General features: G+C 59.8%; 24 protein-coding genes. 17 read left to right on the top strand and 7 right to left on the bottom strand.

Going from position 1 to position 21,274, the window contains the following annotated elements; translation table 11 throughout:
• The first annotated feature begins 74 nt into the window (after window positions 1-74).
• Window positions 75-1,238, top strand: coding sequence for a 1-acyl-sn-glycerol-3-phosphate acyltransferase (locus ACQ4MY_RS06015; RefSeq protein ID WP_440094358.1), 1,164 nt, complete (start codon window positions 75-77; stop codon window positions 1,236-1,238).
• 140 nt (window positions 1,239-1,378) lie between these two features.
• On the opposite strand, the gene ACQ4MY_RS06010 is transcribed toward ACQ4MY_RS06015, so the two are convergent.
• Window positions 1,379-1,657, bottom strand: coding sequence for a hypothetical protein (locus ACQ4MY_RS06010; RefSeq protein ID WP_053123707.1), 279 nt, complete (start codon window positions 1,655-1,657; stop codon window positions 1,379-1,381).
• Between the two features lie 193 nt (window positions 1,658-1,850).
• On the opposite strand from ACQ4MY_RS06010, the gene ACQ4MY_RS06005 reads away from it, so the two are divergent.
• Window positions 1,851-2,057 carry a hypothetical protein gene (locus ACQ4MY_RS06005; RefSeq protein ID WP_008083982.1) on the top strand — a complete coding sequence of 69 codons (207 nt, stop codon included), beginning with the start codon at window positions 1,851-1,853 and terminating at the stop codon, window positions 2,055-2,057.
• A gap of 160 nt (window positions 2,058-2,217) precedes the next feature.
• Here ACQ4MY_RS06005 and ACQ4MY_RS06000 read toward each other — a convergent pair whose 3' ends face one another.
• Window positions 2,218-2,802, bottom strand: a complete 585-nt coding sequence (locus ACQ4MY_RS06000) for a YajG family lipoprotein (RefSeq protein ID WP_008086137.1) — start codon at window positions 2,800-2,802, stop codon at window positions 2,218-2,220.
• Between the two features lie 205 nt (window positions 2,803-3,007).
• Between ACQ4MY_RS06000 and ACQ4MY_RS05995 the strand changes: the two genes are divergently transcribed.
• Together ACQ4MY_RS05995 and mqo are read left to right on the top strand one after the other, a co-directional pair.
• Entirely contained in the window at window positions 3,008-3,241 is a 234-nt protein-coding gene (locus tag ACQ4MY_RS05995; protein WP_008086138.1) for a hypothetical protein, read from the top strand.
• A gap of 707 nt (window positions 3,242-3,948) precedes the next feature.
• A complete protein-coding gene (mqo, locus tag ACQ4MY_RS05990; protein WP_440094355.1) occupies window positions 3,949-5,457 on the top strand; it encodes a malate dehydrogenase (quinone) in 1,509 nt (502 codons plus the stop codon).
• Between the two features lie 223 nt (window positions 5,458-5,680).
• Here mqo and ACQ4MY_RS05985 read toward each other — a convergent pair whose 3' ends face one another.
• From ACQ4MY_RS05985 to ACQ4MY_RS05975, 3 genes are all read right to left on the bottom strand, one after another.
• On the bottom strand, window positions 5,681-5,968 hold the full coding sequence (locus ACQ4MY_RS05985; protein ID WP_440094353.1) for a PA4642 family protein: 288 nt from the start codon (window positions 5,966-5,968) through the stop codon (window positions 5,681-5,683).
• Window positions 5,969-6,031: 63 nt separating this feature from the next.
• Window positions 6,032-6,511 (bottom strand): hypothetical protein, encoded by a 480-nt coding sequence (locus ACQ4MY_RS05980; protein WP_008086141.1) that lies wholly within the window; start codon window positions 6,509-6,511, stop codon window positions 6,032-6,034.
• A 124-nt stretch (window positions 6,512-6,635) separates the two neighbouring features.
• The gene (locus ACQ4MY_RS05975) at window positions 6,636-7,193 is read right to left on the bottom strand and encodes a hypoxanthine-guanine phosphoribosyltransferase (protein WP_008086142.1); all 558 of its coding nucleotides are present in this window, start codon (window positions 7,191-7,193) and stop codon (window positions 6,636-6,638) included.
• 174 nt (window positions 7,194-7,367) lie between these two features.
• Here ACQ4MY_RS05975 and upp point away from each other — a divergent pair, with 174 nt between their 5' ends.
• Both upp and ACQ4MY_RS05965 read left to right on the top strand, forming a co-directional pair.
• A complete protein-coding gene (upp, locus tag ACQ4MY_RS05970; RefSeq protein WP_007912842.1) occupies window positions 7,368-8,006 on the top strand; it encodes a uracil phosphoribosyltransferase in 639 nt (212 codons plus the stop codon).
• 2 nt (window positions 8,007-8,008) lie between these two features.
• Window positions 8,009-9,283 carry a uracil-xanthine permease family protein gene (locus ACQ4MY_RS05965; protein ID WP_008086144.1) on the top strand — a complete coding sequence of 425 codons (1,275 nt, stop codon included), beginning with the start codon at window positions 8,009-8,011 and terminating at the stop codon, window positions 9,281-9,283.
• 115 nt (window positions 9,284-9,398) lie between these two features.
• Here the strand turns inward: ACQ4MY_RS05965 and hemH are convergent, their stop codons facing one another.
• Together hemH and ACQ4MY_RS05955 are read right to left on the bottom strand one after the other, a co-directional pair.
• Window positions 9,399-10,424 (bottom strand): ferrochelatase, encoded by a 1,026-nt coding sequence (hemH, locus tag ACQ4MY_RS05960; RefSeq protein WP_440094350.1) that lies wholly within the window; start codon window positions 10,422-10,424, stop codon window positions 9,399-9,401.
• 13 nt (window positions 10,425-10,437) lie between these two features.
• Complete coding sequence (locus ACQ4MY_RS05955; RefSeq protein ID WP_440094349.1) at window positions 10,438-11,340, bottom strand: TIGR01777 family oxidoreductase; 903 nt, start codon at window positions 11,338-11,340, stop codon at window positions 10,438-10,440.
• Window positions 11,341-11,537: 197 nt separating this feature from the next.
• Between ACQ4MY_RS05955 and ACQ4MY_RS05950 the strand changes: the two genes are divergently transcribed.
• From ACQ4MY_RS05950 to ACQ4MY_RS05900, 11 genes are all read left to right on the top strand, one after another.
• Window positions 11,538-12,524 (top strand): NAD(P)/FAD-dependent oxidoreductase, encoded by a 987-nt coding sequence (locus ACQ4MY_RS05950; protein WP_008086150.1) that lies wholly within the window; start codon window positions 11,538-11,540, stop codon window positions 12,522-12,524.
• The gene (locus ACQ4MY_RS05945; protein ID WP_440094347.1) at window positions 12,521-12,739 is read left to right on the top strand and encodes a TIGR02450 family Trp-rich protein; all 219 of its coding nucleotides are present in this window, start codon (window positions 12,521-12,523) and stop codon (window positions 12,737-12,739) included. The genes ACQ4MY_RS05950 and ACQ4MY_RS05945 overlap by 4 nt, the downstream gene beginning before the upstream one ends.
• Before the next feature lie 181 nt (window positions 12,740-12,920).
• Window positions 12,921-13,883: a YbgA family protein gene (locus tag ACQ4MY_RS05940; protein ID WP_440094345.1), complete on the top strand. Its 963-nt coding sequence runs from the start codon at window positions 12,921-12,923 to the stop codon at window positions 13,881-13,883.
• Window positions 13,883-14,824 carry a MerR family transcriptional regulator gene (locus tag ACQ4MY_RS05935; protein ID WP_440094343.1) on the top strand — a complete coding sequence of 314 codons (942 nt, stop codon included), beginning with the start codon at window positions 13,883-13,885 and terminating at the stop codon, window positions 14,822-14,824. The genes ACQ4MY_RS05940 and ACQ4MY_RS05935 overlap by 1 nt, the downstream gene beginning before the upstream one ends.
• 16 nt (window positions 14,825-14,840) lie before the next feature.
• Window positions 14,841-16,286 carry a deoxyribodipyrimidine photo-lyase gene (phrB, locus tag ACQ4MY_RS05930; RefSeq protein WP_440094342.1) on the top strand — a complete coding sequence of 482 codons (1,446 nt, stop codon included), beginning with the start codon at window positions 14,841-14,843 and terminating at the stop codon, window positions 16,284-16,286.
• A complete protein-coding gene (locus ACQ4MY_RS05925) occupies window positions 16,279-16,701 on the top strand; it encodes a nuclear transport factor 2 family protein (protein WP_008086159.1) in 423 nt (140 codons plus the stop codon). Before phrB ends, ACQ4MY_RS05925 begins: the two co-directional genes overlap by 8 nt.
• Window positions 16,698-17,480, top strand: coding sequence for an SDR family NAD(P)-dependent oxidoreductase (locus tag ACQ4MY_RS05920; RefSeq protein ID WP_008086161.1), 783 nt, complete (start codon window positions 16,698-16,700; stop codon window positions 17,478-17,480). Before ACQ4MY_RS05925 ends, ACQ4MY_RS05920 begins: the two co-directional genes overlap by 4 nt.
• Window positions 17,477-18,724, top strand: a complete 1,248-nt coding sequence (locus ACQ4MY_RS05915; protein ID WP_440094340.1) for an NAD(P)/FAD-dependent oxidoreductase — start codon at window positions 17,477-17,479, stop codon at window positions 18,722-18,724. Before ACQ4MY_RS05920 ends, ACQ4MY_RS05915 begins: the two co-directional genes overlap by 4 nt.
• On the top strand, window positions 18,721-19,536 hold the full coding sequence (locus tag ACQ4MY_RS05910) for a DUF1365 domain-containing protein (RefSeq protein ID WP_440094338.1): 816 nt from the start codon (window positions 18,721-18,723) through the stop codon (window positions 19,534-19,536). Before ACQ4MY_RS05915 ends, ACQ4MY_RS05910 begins: the two co-directional genes overlap by 4 nt.
• Window positions 19,523-20,788: a class I SAM-dependent methyltransferase gene (locus ACQ4MY_RS05905; protein WP_440094336.1), complete on the top strand. Its 1,266-nt coding sequence runs from the start codon at window positions 19,523-19,525 to the stop codon at window positions 20,786-20,788. Before ACQ4MY_RS05910 ends, ACQ4MY_RS05905 begins: the two co-directional genes overlap by 14 nt.
• The gene (locus tag ACQ4MY_RS05900; protein ID WP_440094335.1) at window positions 20,781-21,272 is read left to right on the top strand and encodes a DUF2878 domain-containing protein; all 492 of its coding nucleotides are present in this window, start codon (window positions 20,781-20,783) and stop codon (window positions 21,270-21,272) included. The genes ACQ4MY_RS05905 and ACQ4MY_RS05900 overlap by 8 nt, the downstream gene beginning before the upstream one ends.
• The last annotated feature ends 2 nt before the right edge of the window (window positions 21,273-21,274 follow it).

The following is a 21,274-nucleotide window of genomic DNA, read 5'->3' as shown; positions in this document are numbered from 1 at the left end:
CTTTTCAGACCGTGCCCCGTTGGTTTTCGATCAAAACCTTTACTTACCCTAGCCGTTTCCAACAAGAGAGCATGATGGGCGAATTCGATGCCATCCGACCTTACGACGACAGCGAAGTACCTGTGGTACTGGCAAGACTGCTCGGCGACAAGGCGTTTCTAGATATCCTCACCCACTTCCGCTTCCCGCGTTTTGCCGGTGCCTTCGGCTGGATGCTCAAACCACTTATAGCCCATCGGCTGCGTCGTGAGTTCGCCGACGTGACCTCGGTGGCGACGTTGCAGGACAAGGTCGAGTCCTACGTCGACCACACCATCGAGCGCGCCACCGACGGCGTGACCTACACCGGTGTCGAGCAATTCAAGTCGGGCAGCGCCTATCTGTTCATCGCCAACCACCGCGATATCGTGATGGACCCGGCCTTCGTCAACTACGCCGTGTACCACGCCGGCCTGCCGACGCCGCGCATTGCGATTGGCGACAACCTGCTGCAGAAGCCGTTTGTCAGCGACCTGATGCGCTTGAACAAGAGTTTTATCGTCCACCGTTCGATCACCGGCCGTCGCGAGAAAATGGCCGCGTATCAGCTGTTGTCGGCGTACATCAACCACTCGATCCGCAACGATTGCGCGTCGATCTGGATCGCGCAGGCTGAAGGTCGGGCGAAGGATGGCGATGATCGCACCGAGTCGGCGATCCTCAAGATGTTCCACATGAGCCGCAAGGACGAGCCGTTCGGCGAAGTCATTCGCTCGCTGAACGTCACCCCGGTGTCGATCAGCTACGAGTACGACCCGTGCGACCAGGCCAAGGCTCGAGAGCTGTATATCCGCGCCACCACCGGCACCTACGCAAAAGCGCCGGGCGAAGATGACGTGAGCATCGCCAAGGGCATCACCGGCTACAAGGGCCGCGTGCACGTGAACTTCGCACCGCCAATCACCGAGCTGTTCGAAGACACCAAGCAATTGGCAGTCGAGATGGACAAGCAGATTCTTGGCGGCTACCGGTTATTCCCGGTGCATTACCTGGCGTATGCGCAGTGGGCTGATGCTGATGCGCAATTGAATGTGCCGAAGGCTGCCGAGGTGTTTGCGGCGGATGAACTGGCCAAGGCCCAGGAAGAATGGCAAGAACGCCTGGACGCTTGCCCTGCAGAGCACCGTCCGTATCTGGTGCTGCAATATGCGACGCCGGTGCGTAATCAATACCGGGTGAAGGCTGGGTTGCCGCTTTAATCAACAGCGCTGAGCAATTGTGGCGAGGGGATTTATCCCCGCTGGACTGCGCAGCAGGCCCTGTTTTTCTCAGGTAAAAACTGGGGGCGCTGCGCACCCCAACGGGGATAAATCCCCTCGCCACAGGTTTTGCATCAGATTCAGTAACGCGTGCTGATCCACGAGACGATCAGTGCCAGCCCCAGGCAAGCAAAACCAAATCGATAGAAAAACCGGTTCATGCGCAAGGTCGCCCAATCAAGAATGGGCTCGGCGTTCGGCTGCGCGTTGCGCTGAGCGGCAATACTGGCCATCGCGCGCTGTTCACGGCGACGGGTGGCGTGCAACAGCCAACTGCCGGGAAACGCCAACAGCAGCGCCAGCAGGTTGATCAATTTGGCGGGATGGGCGGTAAACAGCGTCATCAAGTGCAGCGACATCACAGACCTCTATCTAAACCGGTATGACAGGCGCCAGATCGACGACCGCGGCGCGGATTCTACCGAAACCGTCCTCCTCTGCCCCAGCCTTTGCGACAAATTACATGACAATCGACCGATGGCTGTCCTGTGTCACGGCATCGTCATGTGGATGTAGCACCCTGCGCGCCTCGAAACGCACATGGAACGCGACATGCTTCACGCTGAAAACCAGGACCGTCTCTACCTCATCACCCCTTACGACGAACAACAAAGCCTCGTTGGCAGCCTTGCCTTCAATGTTCAGGATCGCCATTGGCTGGTGTATTGCGCCCTGGGCGGGCATCAACATGCCGATTTACCCGAGACCGACCTGCTGACCGGCGTCAGCGTCCTCGACTTCTACTCCCAGGCCGCCTGAATGAAATCCCCCATGTAGGAGCTGCCGAAGGCTGCGATCTTTTGATGTTGGTTTTAAGATCAAAAGATCGCAGCCTTCGGCAGCTCCTACAGGGAATCGATCTGCATGAAAAAGCCCGGGGCCATCACTGGCACCGGGCTTTTTTGCATCTGCCGACAGCTTACTCAGCGAGCACCTGACCTACGGTCGGGTCCTTGAACAGACGCGTCAGCGCATCACTCAACACATCGCTCACCAGCTTGGTGTTGGTTTCCTGGTTCGGCGCCATGCCGAAACGCTGGTCCAGCGACGCACCGTAACGACCGCTGTAACGGCGGTTGGCGTTCTGCACGTCGGAGCGGAAGGTCGCGCCGATGGTCGCCTCGGTCACGTACATGCCTTCTTTCGGCGACTGATATTTCAGCTCGGCCAGGGTCACGGTCAGCTGCGGCGCATTCGGCGCGTTGTTGGTCGGGGTGAAGCCCAACAGACGCACGGCGGCTTCAGCCTGAGCCTGCAACTTCGGCAGGATCTGCTCGCGCTGCACGGTGATGGCGCTGGTTTCCGGGTACAGGCCGCCACGGGTGCCGAGGGTTGGCGACGGACGACCGTCAACCACACGCACGACAACGGGCTGGCCACGGCCGACCGCAGGCAACTGCGTGGTCAGCTTCGGCTCCGGATTCAGTTGTTGCGGGCTGTGGGCGCAGCCGGCCAGGGTCAAACCGGCCACAGTGATCAAACCGAACAACAGGCGTTGCAACATGCTCTTCTCTCCAGAATCAGGCACAAACAGGCCGGCAGTATAGCGGTGGGCCACTGCGGGTCACCAGCACCCGACAGCGAATACTGCAATGTCTGACAAACCCTGCCGAACGCGGTTCCTGTCACAGATTGTTCACCTGTCATACACGTTGACGTCACGGCCCTTTGCCAACCTCCAAACCAGTCCTCCAACAAGGTACTCGACCATGCGTTATCTGATCTCGTTGTTCGCCCCTCGTCCGCTGCACCGCAGCTTCGCGCTGCTCGACCGCAACGGCCATTGCCAGGCATTCAAGCAGTGCAGCCTGCAACCGATGGGCGACGGTTGGGTGGAAATCGAGGAAATTCGCCTCAACTGGTTGCACCAGCCACTGCCCGCCAGCGCCCGCGTCATGGTGTCGCAGCCCCGCGCACGGGTGCAGGCGATGTTGAGCATCTGACCGGATGCCTAATAAAAGTCATTAAACACGAGCAACTGCCCGCATTTCTTCGATACAATCTCCCCCCGATTATAAGGACGTCTCCTGATCGGGCCCCGCAACAGCGTCAATGCGCATGCATCGACATCAAAAATCGCCCACAGAGAGCCGCCCACACAGATCGAGTGAAGTTGGCGCGCTTGCCTGTTCTTCCGGCAAAAACCCCGCTTTTCGCGAATCTGCAGAGCTGTCATGACGCTCGGCCGCCGCGTTGTTTTTGCCCTCGGGCACGGTGCCAAGCCCGGACAGCCCTTTTTTGAGGTTCACGTCTTCAAAAGAGCGTGAAAAAAACGGGTTTTCACAACTTCACAAGAGTGTGGCGAGCAAATGAAAAGTTTTGCGTCTGAACATGCACCATTAGCGTCTGAAACAGCCCAACGACACAGGACCGGGTATACCTCGAATATCGGAGCCTGAAGCCTGTCCGCTACGGATTTGGTTGCACAAAAACGGATGTCTCGACCATAAGTCGAATTGCCAGCCACGTGCTGAAATGAGTTCATGGAGCTCTTGAAGCCTGGCCGCACGCATCCGTCGAAGTTGCGAAAAATTGCGAAGATTCGGACATGGCGACCTGACCACGGATAGCTGGGGCACAACTGATCTGTCCCGGAACGCCTGGCAGCCATGCCGACAATTTGGTGCTGCAGATTTTGGAGACGCGTTAAATGGCGCATAACGAAGCAGTCGACGTAGTACTGGTTGGGGCCGGCATCATGAGTGCCACCCTTGCCGTACTGCTCAAAGAGCTCGACCCCGCGATCAAGCTGGAAGTCGTCGAGCTGATGGATTCCGGTGCTGCGGAGAGTTCCAACCCGTGGAACAACGCCGGTACCGGTCACGCCGGCCTGTGCGAGCTGAACTACACGCCGCAAGCCGCTGATGGCACCGTCGACATCAAGAAAGCCGTGCACATCAACACCCAGTTCGAGGTGTCGAAGCAGTTCTGGTCGTACCTGACCAAGCAAGGCACCTTCGGCTCGTGCAAATCCTTCATCAGCCCGGTACCGCACCTGAGTTTCGTCCAGGGCGATAAAGGTGTGTCGTTCCTCAAGGAACGCTTTGACGTGTTGAGCAAGCACCACGCTTTCTCCGACATGGAATACACCGAAGACAAGGCCAAAATGGCCGAGTGGATGCCGCTGATGATGCCGGGCCGCTCGCCGGACGAAGTCCTCGCTGCGACCCGCGTGATGAACGGCACCGACGTCAACTTCGGCGCGCTGACCAATCAGTTGCTCAAGCACCTGACCAGCGCCCCGGACACGCAAGTCAAATACTGCAAGCGCGTGACCGGCCTCAAGCGTAACGGCGCTGGCTGGACCGTCAGCATCAAGGATGTCAACAGCGGCAGTACCCGCGAAGTCGACGCCAAATTCGTCTTCCTCGGCGCGGGTGGCGCGGCGCTGCCGTTGCTGCAGGCGTCGGGCATCGAAGAAAGCAAAGGCTTCGGCGGCTTCCCGATCAGCGGCCAGTGGCTGCGTTGCGACAACCCGGAAGTGGTCAAACACCACCAGGCCAAGGTTTACAGCCAGGCCGCCGTGGGTTCGCCACCGATGTCGGTGCCGCATCTGGACACCCGCGTGGTCGACGGCAAGAAATCCCTGCTGTTCGGGCCATACGCCGGTTTCACCACCAAGTTCCTCAAGCACGGTTCCTTCATGGACCTGCCGCTGTCGGTTCGCGCCGGCAACATCGGGCCGATGCTGGCCGTGGCGAAAAACAACATGGACCTGACCAAGTACCTGGTCAGCGAAGTGATGCAGTCGATGGAGCAGCGTCTGGATTCCCTGCGTCGTTTCTACCCTGAAGCGAAAGCCGAAGACTGGCGCCTGGAAGTGGCCGGCCAACGGGTGCAGATCATCAAGAAAGACCCGAAAAAGGGCGGCATCCTGCAGTTCGGCACCGAACTGGTGTCGGCCAAGGACGGCTCCCTCGCCGCCCTGCTCGGTGCTTCGCCGGGTGCCTCGGTGACCGTTTCGATCATGCTGGAACTGATCGAGAAGTGCTTCCCGGCCAAGGCCAAGGGTGAGTGGGCTGGCAAACTGGCCGAGATCTTCCCGGCCCGTGAAAAGGTGCTGGAGACCGATGCTGCGCTGTATCGCAAGATCAACACGCAGAACAACATCGCGCTGGAACTGGTTGAAGAAAGCAGCGAGACACCAAGCTACGCTTGATCACGCCGCATAGAAAACGCCCCGGACTCAGAGAGTGCGGGGCGTTTTTTTACGCGTGAACATTGGCAAGACTTCTGTGGCGAGGGGATTTATCCCCGCTGGGCTGCGAAGCGGCCCCAAACCCTGCTGATAAGGTATGTCAGGCAAACCGCACTCACTGATTTTGCGACTGCTGCGCAGCCGAACGGGGATAAATCCCCTCGCCACAGTTATTGGGGACACCTCACGTGCGGGACTTTTCGATCAGTTCGATGTATTCCGGCGCGTTGCGCTGATCGGCGATCAGGTCAACAAAGGTCTTGCCCTGCTCGTCCTTGCCATCGATGTCGTAGCCAGCTGCAACGAAGAAGCCCAGGAAGCGCTCGAAGTCATCGATGCGCAAGCCACGGTAAGCCTTGATCAGTTTGTGCAGCGACGGCGAAGTGGCGTCGACCGGCTCAAAATCGAGGAACAGCTTGATCTGCTCATCGCCGATCTCGTCACCAATCACTTGTTTCTTATCTTTACGCATTGCCGACTCCAGCTCGCAGACATTACACGGGGCGGGCAGTTTACCCCTGCCCTGCCGCCGGGCTCAACGCGAACGCGTGCTGCCGGTGTGCAAATCGGCCCAGATATGGCCATTGGCGTAACTGAGGAACTGCACATACACGGTGTCATTGCGCAGCAAATCGATGATCACCCGGTATTGGGCCTGTGGATAAAACAACGTCAGGGTTTTGCTCTTGTCGTCGTAGATCGGCTTTTTCAGGCTTTTGCTTTCGCCATCGAAATTGACCAATACCTGGGTGATGGTCGCGCCCTTGTTCAGAGACTTGCCCTTGAGGCGGATCAGCAGCGGCGAGGTGACCGGGATCGGTTGTTGATTGGACTGGCGTTGCGCGCCCACCACAACGGAATAGTCGGTGACCTGCATGAGTTGCTGCTGCTCGGGCTCGGCATCGCGTACGGTCAGATCGTCCGGCGGCAGGAATTGGCTGTGCATCGGCGCGGCGGACAGCGGCAGGCTGAGGGCCAGCAACAGGGCGGCGAGGCTGCGGATCAAGAGGCGCATGACAGGCTCCGGGGGGCGGGGCCGAGCACTCTAGCATGGGATTAAAAGCAAAAGATCGCAGCGTTCCGCAGCTCCTACATTGAACCTGTAGGAGCTGCCGAAGGCTGCGATCTTTTGATCTTGCTTACATGCCTTTAACGGCAAAGATCCCGTTGGCGTTGCGCCAGTAGCCTTTGTAGTCCATGCCGTAACCGAAGATGTAGCGGTCGATGCACGGCAGGCCGACGAAATCGGCTTTCAGGTCAGGACGCGCCTTGCGGTCGTGATCCTTGTCGATCAGCACGGCGGTGTGCACTTTGCGCGCACCGGCGTGTTTGCAGAAGTCGATGATCGCGCCCAGGGTGTGACCTTCGTCGAGGATGTCGTCGATGATCAGCACGTCGCGGTCGATGAACGAGACTTCCGGCTTGGCTTTCCAGAACAGGTCGCCGCCGCTGGTTTCGTTGCGATAACGGGTCGCGTGCAGGTAGGACGCTTCCAGCGGGAATTGCAGATGCGTCAGCAGTTTGCCGGAGAAGATCAGGCCGCCGTTCATCACGCAGAACACCACAGGGTTGCTGTCAGCCAGTTGTTCGTTGATTTGTGCACCGACACGGGCGATGGCCGCCTCGACTTCAGCTTCGGTGTACAGGCAGTCAGCCTCTCGCATGATTTGACGGATATGCTCGAGATCAGCGGACATGGCGCTCTCCAGGGGGGAATGTGGGGGGGTATGGCTGCGAAAAGCGGGCAAAGGTACGCATCTCGGGGGGCCGAATCAAGCCTTTATGGACTAACGTACAGAATGTCCTATAGGACATCACCCTCGGATAGATTAATCTAGGCCGGTTTTTTTGCCCGCCGCCGGAGTTTTTCCATGCCCATCCTCGAGATCCGCCATCCGCTGATCCGTCATAAACTCGGCCTGATGCGCCGCGCCGATATCAGCACCAAGAACTTCCGTGAGCTCGCTCAGGAAGTCGGCGCCCTGTTGACCTATGAAGCTACAAAAGATTTGCCGCTGGAGTCCTACGATATTGCAGGCTGGTGCGGCACCGTGTCGGTCGAGAAGATCGCCGGCAAGAAGATCACCGTCGTGCCGATCCTGCGTGCCGGCATCGGCATGCTTGAAGGCGTGCTGAGCCTGATCCCGGGTGCCAAGGTTTCCGCTGTGGGCGTCGCCCGTAACGAAGAAACCCTGCAAGCGCACACCTATCTGGAAAAACTGGTTCCGGAAATCGACGAACGGTTGGCGATGATCATCGACCCGATGCTCGCCACCGGCAGCTCGATGGTTGCGACCATCGACCTGTTGAAAAAGGCTGGCTGCAAAGACATCCGCGCGATGGTGCTGGTTGCCGCGCCGGAAGGCATTGCCGCAGTAGAAAAAGCTCACCCGGACGTGACCATCTACACCGCGTCCATCGATGAGCGCTTGAACGAGCACGGTTACATCATCCCTGGACTTGGCGACGCCGGTGACAAGATCTTCGGCACCAAGCAGAAGGACGCGTAACCATGCAGCAAGAGTTCAACGATCCGCTCTGGCGCACGGTGCTGTCCGGCGCCCAGATGCTGTTCGTGGCTTTCGGCGCCCTGGTGCTGATGCCGCTGATCACGGGCCTGGACCCGAACGTGGCACTGTTTACCGCAGGTCTTGGGACGATTCTGTTCCAGATCGTCACCGGGCGTCAGGTGCCGGTGTTTCTGGCGTCGAGCTTCGCTTTCATCACTCCGATCATTCTCGCCAAGGGCCAGTTCGGCCTCGCCGCGACCATGGGCGGCGTGATGGCGGCCGGTTTCGTCTACACCTTCCTGGGCCTGGCCGTGAAGATCAAAGGCACGGGCTTCATTGACCGTTTGCTGCCGCCGGTAGTGATTGGCCCGGTGATCATCTCCATCGGCCTGGCCATGGCGCCGATTGCCGCGAACATGGCGATGGGCAAGGCTGGCGACGGTTCGGAACTGATCCACTACCAGACCGCAATGCTGATCTCGATGCCGGCGCTGCTGACCACGTTGATCGTGGCGGTATTCGGTAAAGGCATCTTTCGTCTGGTGCCGATCATCTCCGGTGTGCTGGTCGGTTTTGCCATGTCGTTCTATTTCGGCGTGGTCGACACCGCGAAGATTGCCGCTGCGCCCTGGTTTGCGATTCCGCACTTCACCGCGCCGGAGTTTAACTGGCAGGCGATCCTGTTCATCGTTCCGGTGGCACTGGCTCCGGCCATCGAGCACATCGGCGGCGTGATTGCCGTGGGTAGCGTGACCGGTCGTGATTACCTGAAGAAGCCGGGCCTGCACCGCACCCTGCTCGGTGACGGTATTGCCACGACCGCAGCTGGCCTGTTCGGCGGCCCGCCAAACACCACCTACGCCGAAGTGACTGGCGCGGTGATGCTGACCAAAAACTACAATCCGAAAATCATGACCTGGGCGGCGGTTTTCGCCATCACCCTGGCGTTCATCGGCAAGTTTGGCGCGCTGCTGCAAAGCATTCCGGTGCCGGTGATGGGCGGGATTCTGTGCCTGCTGTTCGGTTCGATCGCGGCGGTGGGGATGAACACCCTGATCCGTCACAAGATCGATTTGGGTGAAGCGCGCAATCTGGTGATCGTCTCGGTGACGTTGGTGTTCGGGATTGGCGGTGTGCTGGTCGGCACCGGCACCGGTCCAGACGACTTCGGCCTCAAAGGCATCGCGCTGTGCGCGGTGGTGGCGATTGCGCTGAACCTGATTCTGCCGGGCAATGACGGCTGGAAGAACAAGAAGGCGGATGAGCCGCTGATCTAAAACTTTAGATCTGATCGTTCCCACGCTCTGCGTGGGAATGCAGCCCGTGACGCTCCGCGTCACTGGACGCAGAGCGTCCCTAGAGGCATTCCCACGCGGAGCGTGGGAACGATCATCACAACGCCAGCGGCGCTCGTTCGCAGAGAGTCGCCAAAGCTTTCGCCCAATGCGTGTCATCATTCAGGCACGGCACCAAAACCAACTCCTCGCCCCCCGCTTCGCGGAACTGTTCCTTGCCGCGATCACCAATTTCTTCCAGCGTTTCGATGCAGTCGGCAACAAACGCCGGGCACATCACCAGCAACTTCTTCACACCGCTTTTACCCAGTTCATCCAGCCGCGCTTCGGTGTACGGTTCGATCCACTTCGCCCGCCCCAGACGCGACTGAAACGACACCGACCATTTGCCATCCGGCAGGCCCATGCGCTCGGCAAACAATGCCGCCGTGCGCAGGCATTGCGCGCGATAACAGGTCGCCATGACCGCCGGCGAGGCGTTCTTGCAGCAGTCGTCATTCTTGAAGCAATGATTGCCGGTCGGATCAAGCTTGGTCAGATGCCGCTCAGGCAAACCGTGAAAACTCAGCAACAGGTGATCGTAATCCTGCTGCAAATGCGGCTTGGCGCTTTCCACCAGCGCATCCAGATATTCCGGCTGATCGTAGAACGGCTGCAGCACCGACAATTTCACCTCGAGCTTCTTCTCGCGGATCACTCGCTTGGCTTCTTCGATCACCGTGGTCGTGGTGCTGTCGGCGAACTGTGGATAAAGCGGCGCCAGCGTGATGCGCTTGTGCCCCGCCGCGACCAGTTTCAGCAGGCAGGTTTCAATCGACGGTTCGCCGTAACGCATCGCCAGTTCTACCGGGCCTTGAGTCCACTGCGCCTTCATCTGCTGTTGCAGACGACGGCTGAGCACCACCAGCGGCGAGCCCTCCTCCCACCAGATCGACTCATAGGCGTGGGCCGACTGCTCCGGGCGTTTGATCAGGATCAGCGACACCAGCAGACGCCGCACCGGCCAGGGCAGGTCGATCACGTACGGGTCCATCAGGAACTGGTTGAGGTAGCTGCGCACATCGGCCACAGAAGTTGAGGCCGGGGAACCTAGGTTGACCAGAAGCAAAGCGTGATCGGTCATGCAACGTCCTATTTCAGAGGCGGCTGGAGAGATCATCCAGGGCCGCGCGTAAATCCGTGAACTGGAAAGTGAAACCCGCTTCCAGCAAGCGTGCCGGCGTAGCCTTCTGGCCGCCGAGCAACAACAAAGACATCTCGCCGAGGCCGACTTTCAGTGCCAGCGTCGGCATCGGCATGAACGCCGGGCGGTGTAAAACGCTGCCCAGCGTCTTGGCAAATTCGCGATTGCGCACAGGTTTTGGCGCGCACGCATTATAAGGACCACTGGCCTCATCGCGGTGCAGAAGAAAATCAATCAGGGCGATTTGGTCGTTGATATGAATCCACGGCATCCATTGCCGGCCATTGCCCAAAGGCCCACCCAGACCCAGCTTGAACGGCAGCAATAACCGCGACAAAAAGCCGCCCTCGGCCGACAACACCAAGCCGGTTCGCACCAGCACCACACGGATGCCCTGCGCTTCGGCACGTTGCGCGGTTTCTTCCCAGGCGATGCACAACTGACTGGCGAAATCGTCGATCACCGGCGGCGATTCTTCCGTCAGTTCGCGTTCACCGCCATCGCCGTACCAGCCGATCGCCGAACCGGAAATCAGCAACGCCGGTTTCTGTGATCGGGTTTCCAGCCATGCCAGCAAGGACTCCGTCAGGGTGATGCGGCTGCTCCACAGCAACGCCTTGCGGCGATGGGTCCACGGCCGATCGGCAATCGGCGCGCCAGCAAGGTTGATGATCGCGTCCAGCGGTTCTTCGCCAATGTCTTGGAGACGCGCAATGCCACGCACCTGCGCACCGCAGATCTTCGCAACCTTCTCCGGTTTGCGACTCCACACCGTCAAGCGATGGCCCTGCCCCAACCAGTGCCGGCAGAGCTGACGTCCGATCAAACCAGTACCGCCGGTCAGCAATATGTGCATGACATCTTCCTCGCGTGGCGTTTAACCCGGATCACTAGTCTATTTTTAAAAGCAGGGATCTTTTCTATCGGGCAGGCTCTATTGTTTAACCATAGGCCAAGCTGTCAGAACGAGAACGCTAGAAGTTATACCAGAAAACAAAATTGTACAGGTTTCAATCACGGCGTAGTCTGTACAGAAAGGTAAACGAGGCCCCTATGACTGTACCTATCGCAATCATCGGCACCGGCATCGCCGGACTCTCCGCCGCCCAGGCTCTGACAGAGGCCGGGCATACCGTGCAACTGTTCGATAAAAGCCGTGGCAGCGGCGGGCGCATGTCGAGCAAACGCAGCGACGCCGGCTCGCTGGACCTGGGCGCGCAATACTTCACCGCCCGCGACCGCCGCTTCGTCACCGAGGTACAGCGTTGGCAAAGCCAGGGCTGGGTCGCCGAGTGGACGCCGCAGCTCTATACCTATCAGGGCGGGCAACTGAACCTGTCGCCGGACGAGCAGACCCGTTGGGTCGGCGCGCCGCGTATGAGCGCCATCACCCGTGGCTTGCTTGACGGTCTGGAAGTGCATTTCGCCTGCCGCATCACCGAGGTTTTCCGGGGTGAACAGCACTGGCATTTGCAAGATGCCGAGGGCTTCACGCACGGCCCTTTCAGCCATGTGGTGATCGCCACGCCAGCGCCACAGGCCACTGCTTTGTTGGCCGCTGCGCCGAAACTCGCCGGCGCCGCTGCCGGAGTAAAAATGGACCCGACCTGGGCCGTCGCCCTCGCCTTCGATACGCCACTGGATACACCGATTGAGGGCTGCTTTGTACAGGACAGCCCACTGGACTGGCTGGCGCGCAACCGCAGCAAACCGGGGCGCGACAACACCCTCGACACTTGGGTACTGCATGCGACCAGCGCGTGGAGCCGGCAACACATTGACCTGTCCAAGGAAGCGGTGATCGAGCAACTGCACGGCGCGTTCGCTGAACTGCTGCACAGCGCGATGCCGGCACCGAGCTTCAGCCTCGCCCATCGCTGGCTCTATGCCCGCCCGGCGACGGGTCATGAATGGGGCACGCTGGCCGATGCCGATCTGGGCTTGTACGCCTGCGGCGACTGGTGCCTGTCGGGGCGTGTGGAGGGTGCATGGCTAAGTGGTCAGGAGGCTGCGCGTCGCCTGCACGAACACCTGCAATGAACCGCATCAACCCGCGCAAATTGCTGCTGTCGAAATGGACAGCAGCCCACCCGCAGAACCGTGAAAAACACTTTCTGGTGACCGAGCTGTTCCGCGATGAGGAAGGCACGGTGCTGGAAATCGAGTTGCAGGCGGTGCTGACCAAACGCATTGAACGCCTCGATTGGCAAGCGCTACAAAACAGCACTCACTGGAAAATCGGTTGGCTCATGTAGGAGCTGCCGAAGGCTGCGATCTTTTGATCTTGTGGTTGTAAAAGCAAAATCAAAAGATCGCAGCCTTCGGCAGCTCTTACAGAAAGTTGTACAAACAATTTGACTTGTACACCTTTGAATCTATGCTAAGCCAATGTTGTACAGAGATTGATCTCTGTACAGGTTTAGATTCGAGGTGCCTATGCTCGCCCTTCCCGCCGCCAAACCGAAAATCGCCATCAGCGCCTGCCTGATGGGAGCCGAGGTGCGCTTCAACGGCGGCCACAAGGAATCACGCCTGTGCAGCCGCACCCTCACTGAATATTTCGATTTCACCCCGGTCTGCCCGGAAGTCGCCATCGGCCTCGGCATTCCGCGCGAGCCGATCCGCCTCGTCGGTGATCCCGACAATCCTGAAGCCATCGGCACAGTGAATCCGGCGATCAACGTCACCCAGCCACTGGCGGCGTACGGCGAGGAAATGGCCGCCGAACTCGAGGGCATCTGCGGTTACATCTTCATGCAGCAATCGCCGTCCTGCGGGCTGGAACGGGTCAAGGTCTACCACGCCAACGGCGCGCCGGTTAATGGCGGCGGACGTGGCATCTACGCCCAGGCCTTCTGCGCACAACACCCGGATTTGCCGGTGGAAGAAGCCGGACGCCTCAACGATCCGGTGCTGCGGGAAAACTTCATCACCCGCGTCTTCGCCTACAGTGCCTGGCAGCAAGTTCTCGCCAACGGCCTCAGCCGTCGCGCCCTCACTGAATTCCACTCGCGCTACAAATACCAGCTGATGGCGCACAACCCGCTGCAATACAAAGCACTGGGCAAACTGCTGGGCAACATGGCGCACAGCGATCCGGCCGAACTCGGCCCGCGTTATTTCAGCGAGTTGATGGCGGCGTTGAAAAAATGCGCCACGCGCGGCACTCATTGCAACGTGCTGCTGCACATCAGCGGTTACCTGAAACAGGTGATCAGCGCCGAAGACAAACAGGAAATGGTCCACGTCATCGGCCAGTACCGCCTCGGCATCGTGCCGCTGGTGGTGCCGTTGACGCTGCTCAAGCATCACTTTCGCCAACACCCCGATCCGTACATCGCGCAACAGGTTTACCTGCAGCCGCACCCGGAAAACCTCAGCCTGCGAAATGCCATCTGATGAACGACAAACCCGATTCCAGCGCCCAGGAAGACCTCGGCGCCGACTTCAAGAAAGCCCTCGACGAAGGCTGGCTGCCGATCCGCGAAGTCGCGCGGCAGACCGGCGTCAACGCGATCACCCTGCGCGCGTGGGAGCGACGTTATGGACTGGTCATCCCGCAACGCACACCCAAGGGACACCGGCTGTATTCGGCCGAACATGTGCAACGGATTCTGACCATCCTGACCTGGCTCAACCGTGGCGTCGCGGTCAGTCAGGTCAAGCCGCTGCTCGACACCCCGCAAGCCTTCACGCCCACCGAGGAGAACGATTGGCACCCGCTGCGCCAGACGTTGCTGGCGGCGGTCATCCAGCTCAACGAACGCAACCTCGACGACAGCGTCAATCAAGCGATGGCGCTCTACCCGCCGCGCACCTTGTGTGAGCAGTTGCTGCTGCCGCTGCTGGCCGACCTCGAACAGCGTTGGCAGGGCCAATTTGGTGCACAGATGGAGCGCGTGTTCTTTTTTTCCTGGTTACGCAGCAAATTCGGCGCGCGCATCTACCATAACAATCGTCAGTTGCACGCCGCGCCCTTGCTGTTGATCAACCATTCCGACCTGTCACTGGAACCTCACCTGTGGCTATGCGCGTGGCTGATCAGCAGCGCCGATTGCCCGGTGCAAGTCTTCGACTGGCCGTTACCGGCCGGCGAATTGGCGCTGGCGGTCGAACACCTGCAGGCTCGTGGCGTACTGCTGTATTCCAGCAAAGCCATGAACCTGTCGCAGCTCCCCAAGCTACTGAACGGAGTCAGTTGTCCAAAAATGATTGTCGGACCAACGGTATGCATCCACCACGCCGAGTTGTCCGTAAAAACTTCCGAGATCACTGATGTGTACCTGGCTGAAGATCCGCTCTCGGCGCACCAGGCACTCGTTCAGTGTGGGCTGATTTAATGATGGATTTAATCTCATGCAATTGATCTGGCTGCGCAGCGACTTGCGCCAACATGACAACACCGCCCTCGCGGCCGCCGCAGCGCGCGGCCCGACCGTGGCCGTGTACCTGTTGAGCCCGCAGCAATGGCTGGATCACGACGATGCCGCATGCAAGGTCGACTTCTGGCTGCGCAATCTCAAAGAACTGAGCCAAAGCCTCGACGCGCTGAACATTCCCTTGTTGATTCGCACCGCCACTCATTGGGATCACGCCCCGGCGGAACTGCTCAAACTGTGCCGCGAACTGCAGGTCGAAGCGGTTCACGTCAACGAAGAATACGGCGTGCACGAAAGCCGTCGCGATGCCGCAGTGGCTGAAACCCTGCGGGCCGAGGGCATCGAATTTCACAGTTACCTCGATCAGTTGCTGTTCAAACCTGGCACCGTGCTGACCAAGACCGACACTTACTTCAAGGTCTTCAGCCAGTTCAGAAAGGTCTGTTACGAACGCCTGCACCGCTCGATGCCGGCGCCGGTCAAGGCGCCGGGCAAGCAGGCGAAACTCAAGATCGACAGCGACCCGATACCTGATTCGGTCAAAGGCTTCGCCACCCCGAGCGAATCCCTCCAAGCGCTTTGGCCGGCGGGTGAAAAAGAAGCGCGGCGCCGCCTCGACACCTTCGCTGACGCGCAAATCGATTACTACAAAAGCGAACGCGACTTCCCGGCCAAACCCGGCACCAGTCAACTCTCGGCCTATCTGGCGGCGGGCGTGATCTCGCCACGCCAATGCCTGCACGCCGCGCTGCAAAGCAATCAGGGCGAGTTCGAAAGCGGCAAGGTCGGCGCCGTCACCTGGATCAACGAGCTGCTGTGGCGCGAGTTCTACAAACACATTCTGGTTGGTTATCCACGAGTCTCGCGCCACCGCGCCTTCCGCCCGGAAACCGAGGCGCTGGCCTGGCGTGATGCGCCAGAGGAGCTTGCCGCCTGGCAAGAAGCGCGTACCGGCCTGCCGATCATCGACGCGGCGATGCGCCAATTGCTCGAAACCGGCTGGATGCACAACCGTCTGCGCATGGTCGTGGCAATGTTCCTGACCAAAAACCTGTTGATCGACTGGCGCGAAGGCGAACGCTTTTTCATGCGTCATCTGATCGACGGCGACCTGGCGGCGAACAACGGTGGCTGGCAATGGAGTTCATCGACCGGCACCGACTCCGCGCCGTACTTCCGGATTTTCAACCCGCTGAGCCAGTCGGAGAAATTCGACAGCGAAGGCCTGTTCATCAAGCACTGGTTACCGGAACTGGCCGGGCTGAACAAAAAGCAAATCCACAACCCGGCGAGCCTCGGCGGGCTGTTTGGCGTCGCCGATTATCCGTCGCCCATCGTCAACCTCAGCGCCTCACGCGAGCGCGCACTGGCCGCCTTCAAGAGCCTGCCATCGCGCACGGTAATGGAGGGCGATGATGAGTGAGTTCCTGCGCCGCTTCGCCCAACAATTCTGCGAGTTGAACAAAGACAACCTGCACCGCCTGGGCGAGCTGTACAGCGATGACATTCATTTCACCGACCCATTGCACGAAGTGCAGGGACTGAAGCAACTGCACAATTATTTCAGCGAGCTGTACGCCAATGTCAGCGAGTTGCGTTTTGATTTTCATGGCTTCGATCAGATCGGCGACGGCGAAGGTTATCTGCGCTGGGTCATGAGTTATCGCCACCCGCGTCTGGCGGGTGGCCAGGTGATTCGCGTCAGCGGCTGCTCGCACCTGCTCTGGCGCGACAAGGTTTATCGCCACCGGGATTACTTCGATGCCGGGGCGCTGTTGTATGAGCATTTACCCGTATTGGGCCGGGTGATCACCTGGCTAAAAAGGAGAATGGGATGAGTCGTACACCTCCACGGCGTTATTGGTTGACCGGGGCCAGCAGTGGCATCGGCGCGGCGCTGGCTGAAGAAATTCTGAAAACCGGGGCGCACCTGGCGGTCAGTTCCCGTCAGACCGCCCCGCTCAAGGTCTTGTCACAGCGCTATCCGGGCCAGGTATTGGTGGTACCGGGGGATTTGACCAACAGCCAGACCGTGCGCGAAATCGGTGAACAGATCGCCGAGATCTGGGGCTCGCTGGACTCAGTGATTCTCAACGCCGGCACCTGTGAATATGTCGATGCCAAGCAATTCGATGCCTCGATCATCGAGCACGTGGTGCGCACCAATTTGCTCGCCAGCAGCTACTGTATCGAAGCAGCCCTGCCCTTGTTGCGCAAAGGCACCGCGCCGCACCTGATCGGCGTCGCCAGTTCGGTGACCTACCTGCCGCTGCCGCGAGCCGAAGCCTATGGCGCATCGAAAGCCGGGCTGCGTTACCTGTTCGAATCGCTGCGCATCGATCTGGCGGACGAAGGCATTGAAGTCACCGTGGTCAGCCCCGGTTTCGTCGAAACGCCGCTGACCGCCAAGAACGATTTTCCGATGCCGCTCAGTTGGCCTGTGGATAAAGCCGCGCGGCATATCTTCACCAAACTCAAGGACCGTCCGCTGGAAATCGCCTTTCCGGCCTTGTTCATGGCCGCGCTGTGGCCGTTGTCGAAACTCCCCGCCAGGCTGCAACTGGCGATCGGCAAGCGCATGGTGCGCAAGTCGCCGCCGCTGCGGGATCCAGCATGAAAATCGCCATCGTCGGCAGCGGGATCGCCGGGCTCACCTGCGCCTACCTGCTCAATCGTCGACATGACGTGCACGTGTTCGAGGCCAGCGACTGGGTCGGTGGCCACACGCACACGGTCGAGGTGACGGTCGACGCCCAGCAGTACGCGGTGGACACCGGGTTCATCGTGTTCAACGACTGGACCTACCCGAATTTCATCCGTTTGCTCGGCCAGCTCGGCGTGGCGTTCAAACCGACTGAAATGAGTTTCTCGGTGAGCGATCCGGACACCGGCCTGGAATACAACGGCAACAACCTCAACAGCCTGTTCGCCCAGCGCAGCAATCTGTTGTCGCCGGGGTTCTGGGGCATGTTGCGCGACATTCTGCGCTTCAATAAAGAAGCCCAGCGCGACCTCGCCGAATTGCGCATCGCCAGCGACATGACCCTCGACGACTACCTGAAAGCAGGCAACTACGGCGAGCGTTTTATCCTGCATTACATCGTGCCGATGGGCGCGGCGATCTGGTCGATGCCGATGGCCGAGATGCTCAAATTCCCACTGCAGTTTTTCGTGCGCTTCTTCAAGAATCACGGACTGTTGTCGGTCAGTGATCGTCCACAATGGCAGGTCATCGAAGGCGGTTCCAGCGCCTACGTGGCGCCGCTGAGCGCTTCGTTCAAAGACAAGATCCGCCTCAGTTGCCCGGTGACGCGCGTCGATCGCGATGAACACGGCGTGGTTATCCACAGCTCGGCCGGGATCGAGCATTTCGACAAAGTGGTGTTCGCCTGCCACAGCGATCAGGCGCTGCAATTGCTCGCCAGTCCCAGCGATGCCGAACGCAAAATCCTCGGCGCCCTGCCCTACGCCGATAATGAGGTGGTGCTGCACACCGACACACGCCTGCTGCCGACATGCAAACTGGCGTGGGCCAGCTGGAATTATCGCCTCGGTGGCCCCGGCCATACTCACGCCGCAGTCACTTACGACATGAACATTCTGCAAGGCATTCAGAGCGATACCACGTTCTGCGTCAGCCTCAATCAGAGTGCCGGCATCAGCCCGTTCAAAGTGCTCGCCAAATACACCTACGCCCATCCGCAATACAGCCTCGCGGCGGTGGCGGCACAGCATCGCTGGGCGGAACTGGACGGTGCGCAACACACGCATTATTGCGGCGCCTATTGGGCCAGCGGTTTCCATGAAGACGGCGTGGTCAGCGCCTTGCGCGTGGCGTCGGCGTTCGGGGAAACCCTATGAACAGCGCCCTGTACAGCGGCTGGATCGGCCATCGGCGCTTTTCGCCGCGCGTGCATGCATTCCGCTACCAGATCGGCTTGCTCTATCTCGACCTGAGCGAGCAGGACGCGGTGCTGGCGTTATCGCCGCTGGCGGGGCGCAGCCGCTTTGCGCCATTTTCTTTTCGCGAGACCGATTACCTGAAGACCTTTACCAGTCGCGGCGTAAGCCTGATCGATGCCGTGCGCCAGTTGGTCGGCGCGGCCATCGGCCACGAACCACAAGGCTCAGTCTGCCTGCTGACCCAGGCGCGCAGTTGGGGCTTGTCGTTCAATCCGGTGAGTTTTTTCTATTGCCACGAAGCCGACGGGCAACTGGCGGCGATTGTCTGTGAAGTCACCAACACGCCATGGCGCGAGCGCTATCACTACGTGTTGCCGGCGCGCGCACCGGTCAGCCGGCAGGATCTGCATCAGCATTTTGCGGTGGCCAAGGCCTTTCACGTGTCACCGTTTTTGCCGCGTGATCTCGAATACCGCATGAGTTTCAGCCCCGCCGCACAAACCCTCGGCGTGCACATGGCCGACTGGCAGGGCGAGGACAAACTGTTCGACGCGACGCTCAATCTGCAACGCGAAAGCCTCGACCGTCACAGCTTGCATCGTTACTTGCGGCGCTTCCCGTGGATGACCGCGAAAACCGCTCTAGCGATTTACTGGCAAGCGCTACGGCTGCTGCTCAAACGCGTACCGATCTTTGCTCATCAGGCTGCCGACGGCAGCTTTCAAACCGCCACTGTGCCTCCCAAGGAGCACCGCCATGAAATCCTCTAGCCTGTCGGTCAGTCGGCTCAGCACCAACGGTTTGACCGGTTCGCTGCTGCGCCGCGGTGTATTACGCCAATTGGGTCAGCTCAAACACGGGCAACTGCTGGTGGTCGAGGATGGCGAACGCTTGATGTTCGGCACGCCGGGCAGTGCGTTGCTCGGGGAGATCCATGTCCTGGATTCGGCCGTCTGGGGCATGGTCGCCAGCAATGGCTCGATCGGCGCGGGCGAGGCGTTTATTCACGGTTACTGGAGTTCGCCGGACCTGACGGCGGTGGTGCGCGTGTTCGTCAGCAACCTCGACGTGCTCGATGCAATGGAGGGTGGCCTGGCCCGTCTCAGCCGGCCGTTGGTGCAAGGCCTGCACTGGCTCAACCGCAACACGCGCAAGGGTTCGCAGAAGAACATCGCCGCGCACTACGACCTTGGCAACGATCTGTTCGAGCAGTTTCTCGACCCGACCATGATGTATTCGGCGGCGCAGTTCCTCTCCCCCGAAGACACCCTGGAACAGGCGCAGTTGAACAAGCTGGAGCGCATCTGCCAGAAGCTCGCGCTCAAGCCCAGCGACCATTTGCTGGAGATCGGCACGGGCTGGGGCAGCATGGCGCTTTACGCCGCGCAGAATTACGGTTGCCGCGTGACCACCACGACACTGTCGAAAGAGCAATACGCCTTCACCGCCCAGCGCATCGAACAACTGGGTTTGCAGGATCAAGTGACGCTGCTGCTGGAGGACTACCGCGACCTCACCGGCGAGTACGACAAACTGGTGTCGATCGAAATGATCGAAGCGGTCGGCCATCGCTTCCTGCCGACCTACTTCAAACAGTGCGCGCACCTGCTCAAGAGCAACGGTTTGATGCTGATCCAGGCGATCACCATCCGCGAGCAGCGCTACGAACAGGCCAAACGCGGCGTCGATTTCATTCAACGCTACATCTTCCCCGGCGGCGCCCTGCCCTGTGTGCAGAAGATGCTCGAAGTGGTCAGCCGCGACACCGACATGAACCTGCTGCACATGGAAGATTTCGGCCTGCATTACGCCAAGACCCTGCGCCTGTGGCACGAGAACTTTCGCCGTGCCCATGGTCGTTTGACCGAGTTGGGTTACGACGATTATTTCCTGCGGTTATGGGAGTTTTACCTGTGCTACTGCGAAGGTGGATTTCTCGAACGCACCATCGGCACCGCGCAATTGCTGCTGGCCAAACCTGCCGCGATGACTGCGCCACTGCTTGGCCGCTTCGATGCTTGAGCGTGTTGCCAATGCCGTGTTGTTCCAGATCGGTTGGCTGACCTGCGTGGTCGGCGGCAACAGTCTGTGGTTGTTGCTGGCGCTGGCGGTGCTGGTGGTGCATTTGAGCTGGATTAGCAGTTGGGCGGCTGAAGGGCGTTTGATTCTTTGCGTAGTGATTGTCGGCACGGCGGTGGATAGCGTTTTGCGTGCGGTGGGGGTGTTTGAGTTTCAGGATCAATCGCCACTGATTCCGTTGTGGTTGATGCTGTTGTGGGCGTTGCTCGCAACCACGTTGCGTCATTGTCTGCAATGGAGTGGCCGGCCCTGGTGGCTGGCAAGTGGGTTGGGCGCGGTCGGTGGCGCGTTGTCGTATTACGGCGGAGGACGACTGGCCGGGGTGCAATTCCCCTACGGCGAATTACCGACACTGATTGGCATCGGCCTGCTCTGGGCGCTGCTGTTTCCGCTTTTGCACGCGATGGCTCGGCGGCTGGCGAGCTGAGC

The organism is Pseudomonas sp. SM4 (genome assembly GCF_051913165.1).
GTDB lineage: Bacteria > Pseudomonadota > Gammaproteobacteria > Pseudomonadales > Pseudomonadaceae > Aquipseudomonas.
This window is presented reverse-complemented; position numbering and strand designations above follow the sequence as displayed.

What these genes read in the sequence shown, in the direction of transcription:
- ACQ4MY_RS06015 (WP_440094358.1), top strand. Translation starts at nt 75, where the DNA reads ATGGGCGAATTCGATGCCATCCGACCTTACGACGACAGCGAAGTACCT.
- ACQ4MY_RS06010 (WP_053123707.1), bottom strand. Translation starts at nt 1,657, where the DNA reads ATGTCGCTGCACTTGATGACGCTGTTTACCGCCCATCCCGCCAAATTG.
- ACQ4MY_RS06005 (WP_008083982.1), top strand. Translation starts at nt 1,851, where the DNA reads ATGCTTCACGCTGAAAACCAGGACCGTCTCTACCTCATCACCCCTTAC.
- ACQ4MY_RS06000 (WP_008086137.1), bottom strand. Translation starts at nt 2,802, where the DNA reads ATGTTGCAACGCCTGTTGTTCGGTTTGATCACTGTGGCCGGTTTGACC.
- ACQ4MY_RS05995 (WP_008086138.1), top strand. Translation starts at nt 3,008, where the DNA reads ATGCGTTATCTGATCTCGTTGTTCGCCCCTCGTCCGCTGCACCGCAGC.
- mqo (WP_440094355.1), top strand. Translation starts at nt 3,949, where the DNA reads ATGGCGCATAACGAAGCAGTCGACGTAGTACTGGTTGGGGCCGGCATC.
- ACQ4MY_RS05985 (WP_440094353.1), bottom strand. Translation starts at nt 5,968, where the DNA reads ATGCGTAAAGATAAGAAACAAGTGATTGGTGACGAGATCGGCGATGAG.
- ACQ4MY_RS05980 (WP_008086141.1), bottom strand. Translation starts at nt 6,511, where the DNA reads ATGCGCCTCTTGATCCGCAGCCTCGCCGCCCTGTTGCTGGCCCTCAGC.
- ACQ4MY_RS05975 (WP_008086142.1), bottom strand. Translation starts at nt 7,193, where the DNA reads ATGTCCGCTGATCTCGAGCATATCCGTCAAATCATGCGAGAGGCTGAC.
- upp (WP_007912842.1), top strand. Translation starts at nt 7,368, where the DNA reads ATGCCCATCCTCGAGATCCGCCATCCGCTGATCCGTCATAAACTCGGC.
- ACQ4MY_RS05965 (WP_008086144.1), top strand. Translation starts at nt 8,009, where the DNA reads ATGCAGCAAGAGTTCAACGATCCGCTCTGGCGCACGGTGCTGTCCGGC.
- hemH (WP_440094350.1), bottom strand. Translation starts at nt 10,424, where the DNA reads ATGACCGATCACGCTTTGCTTCTGGTCAACCTAGGTTCCCCGGCCTCA.
- ACQ4MY_RS05955 (WP_440094349.1), bottom strand. Translation starts at nt 11,340, where the DNA reads ATGCACATATTGCTGACCGGCGGTACTGGTTTGATCGGACGTCAGCTC.
- ACQ4MY_RS05950 (WP_008086150.1), top strand. Translation starts at nt 11,538, where the DNA reads ATGACTGTACCTATCGCAATCATCGGCACCGGCATCGCCGGACTCTCC.
- ACQ4MY_RS05945 (WP_440094347.1), top strand. Translation starts at nt 12,521, where the DNA reads ATGAACCGCATCAACCCGCGCAAATTGCTGCTGTCGAAATGGACAGCA.
- ACQ4MY_RS05940 (WP_440094345.1), top strand. Translation starts at nt 12,921, where the DNA reads ATGCTCGCCCTTCCCGCCGCCAAACCGAAAATCGCCATCAGCGCCTGC.
- ACQ4MY_RS05935 (WP_440094343.1), top strand. Translation starts at nt 13,883, where the DNA reads ATGAACGACAAACCCGATTCCAGCGCCCAGGAAGACCTCGGCGCCGAC.
- phrB (WP_440094342.1), top strand. Translation starts at nt 14,841, where the DNA reads ATGCAATTGATCTGGCTGCGCAGCGACTTGCGCCAACATGACAACACC.
- ACQ4MY_RS05925 (WP_008086159.1), top strand. Translation starts at nt 16,279, where the DNA reads ATGAGTGAGTTCCTGCGCCGCTTCGCCCAACAATTCTGCGAGTTGAAC.
- ACQ4MY_RS05920 (WP_008086161.1), top strand. Translation starts at nt 16,698, where the DNA reads ATGAGTCGTACACCTCCACGGCGTTATTGGTTGACCGGGGCCAGCAGT.
- ACQ4MY_RS05915 (WP_440094340.1), top strand. Translation starts at nt 17,477, where the DNA reads ATGAAAATCGCCATCGTCGGCAGCGGGATCGCCGGGCTCACCTGCGCC.
- ACQ4MY_RS05910 (WP_440094338.1), top strand. Translation starts at nt 18,721, where the DNA reads ATGAACAGCGCCCTGTACAGCGGCTGGATCGGCCATCGGCGCTTTTCG.
- ACQ4MY_RS05905 (WP_440094336.1), top strand. Translation starts at nt 19,523, where the DNA reads ATGAAATCCTCTAGCCTGTCGGTCAGTCGGCTCAGCACCAACGGTTTG.
- ACQ4MY_RS05900 (WP_440094335.1), top strand. Translation starts at nt 20,781, where the DNA reads ATGCTTGAGCGTGTTGCCAATGCCGTGTTGTTCCAGATCGGTTGGCTG.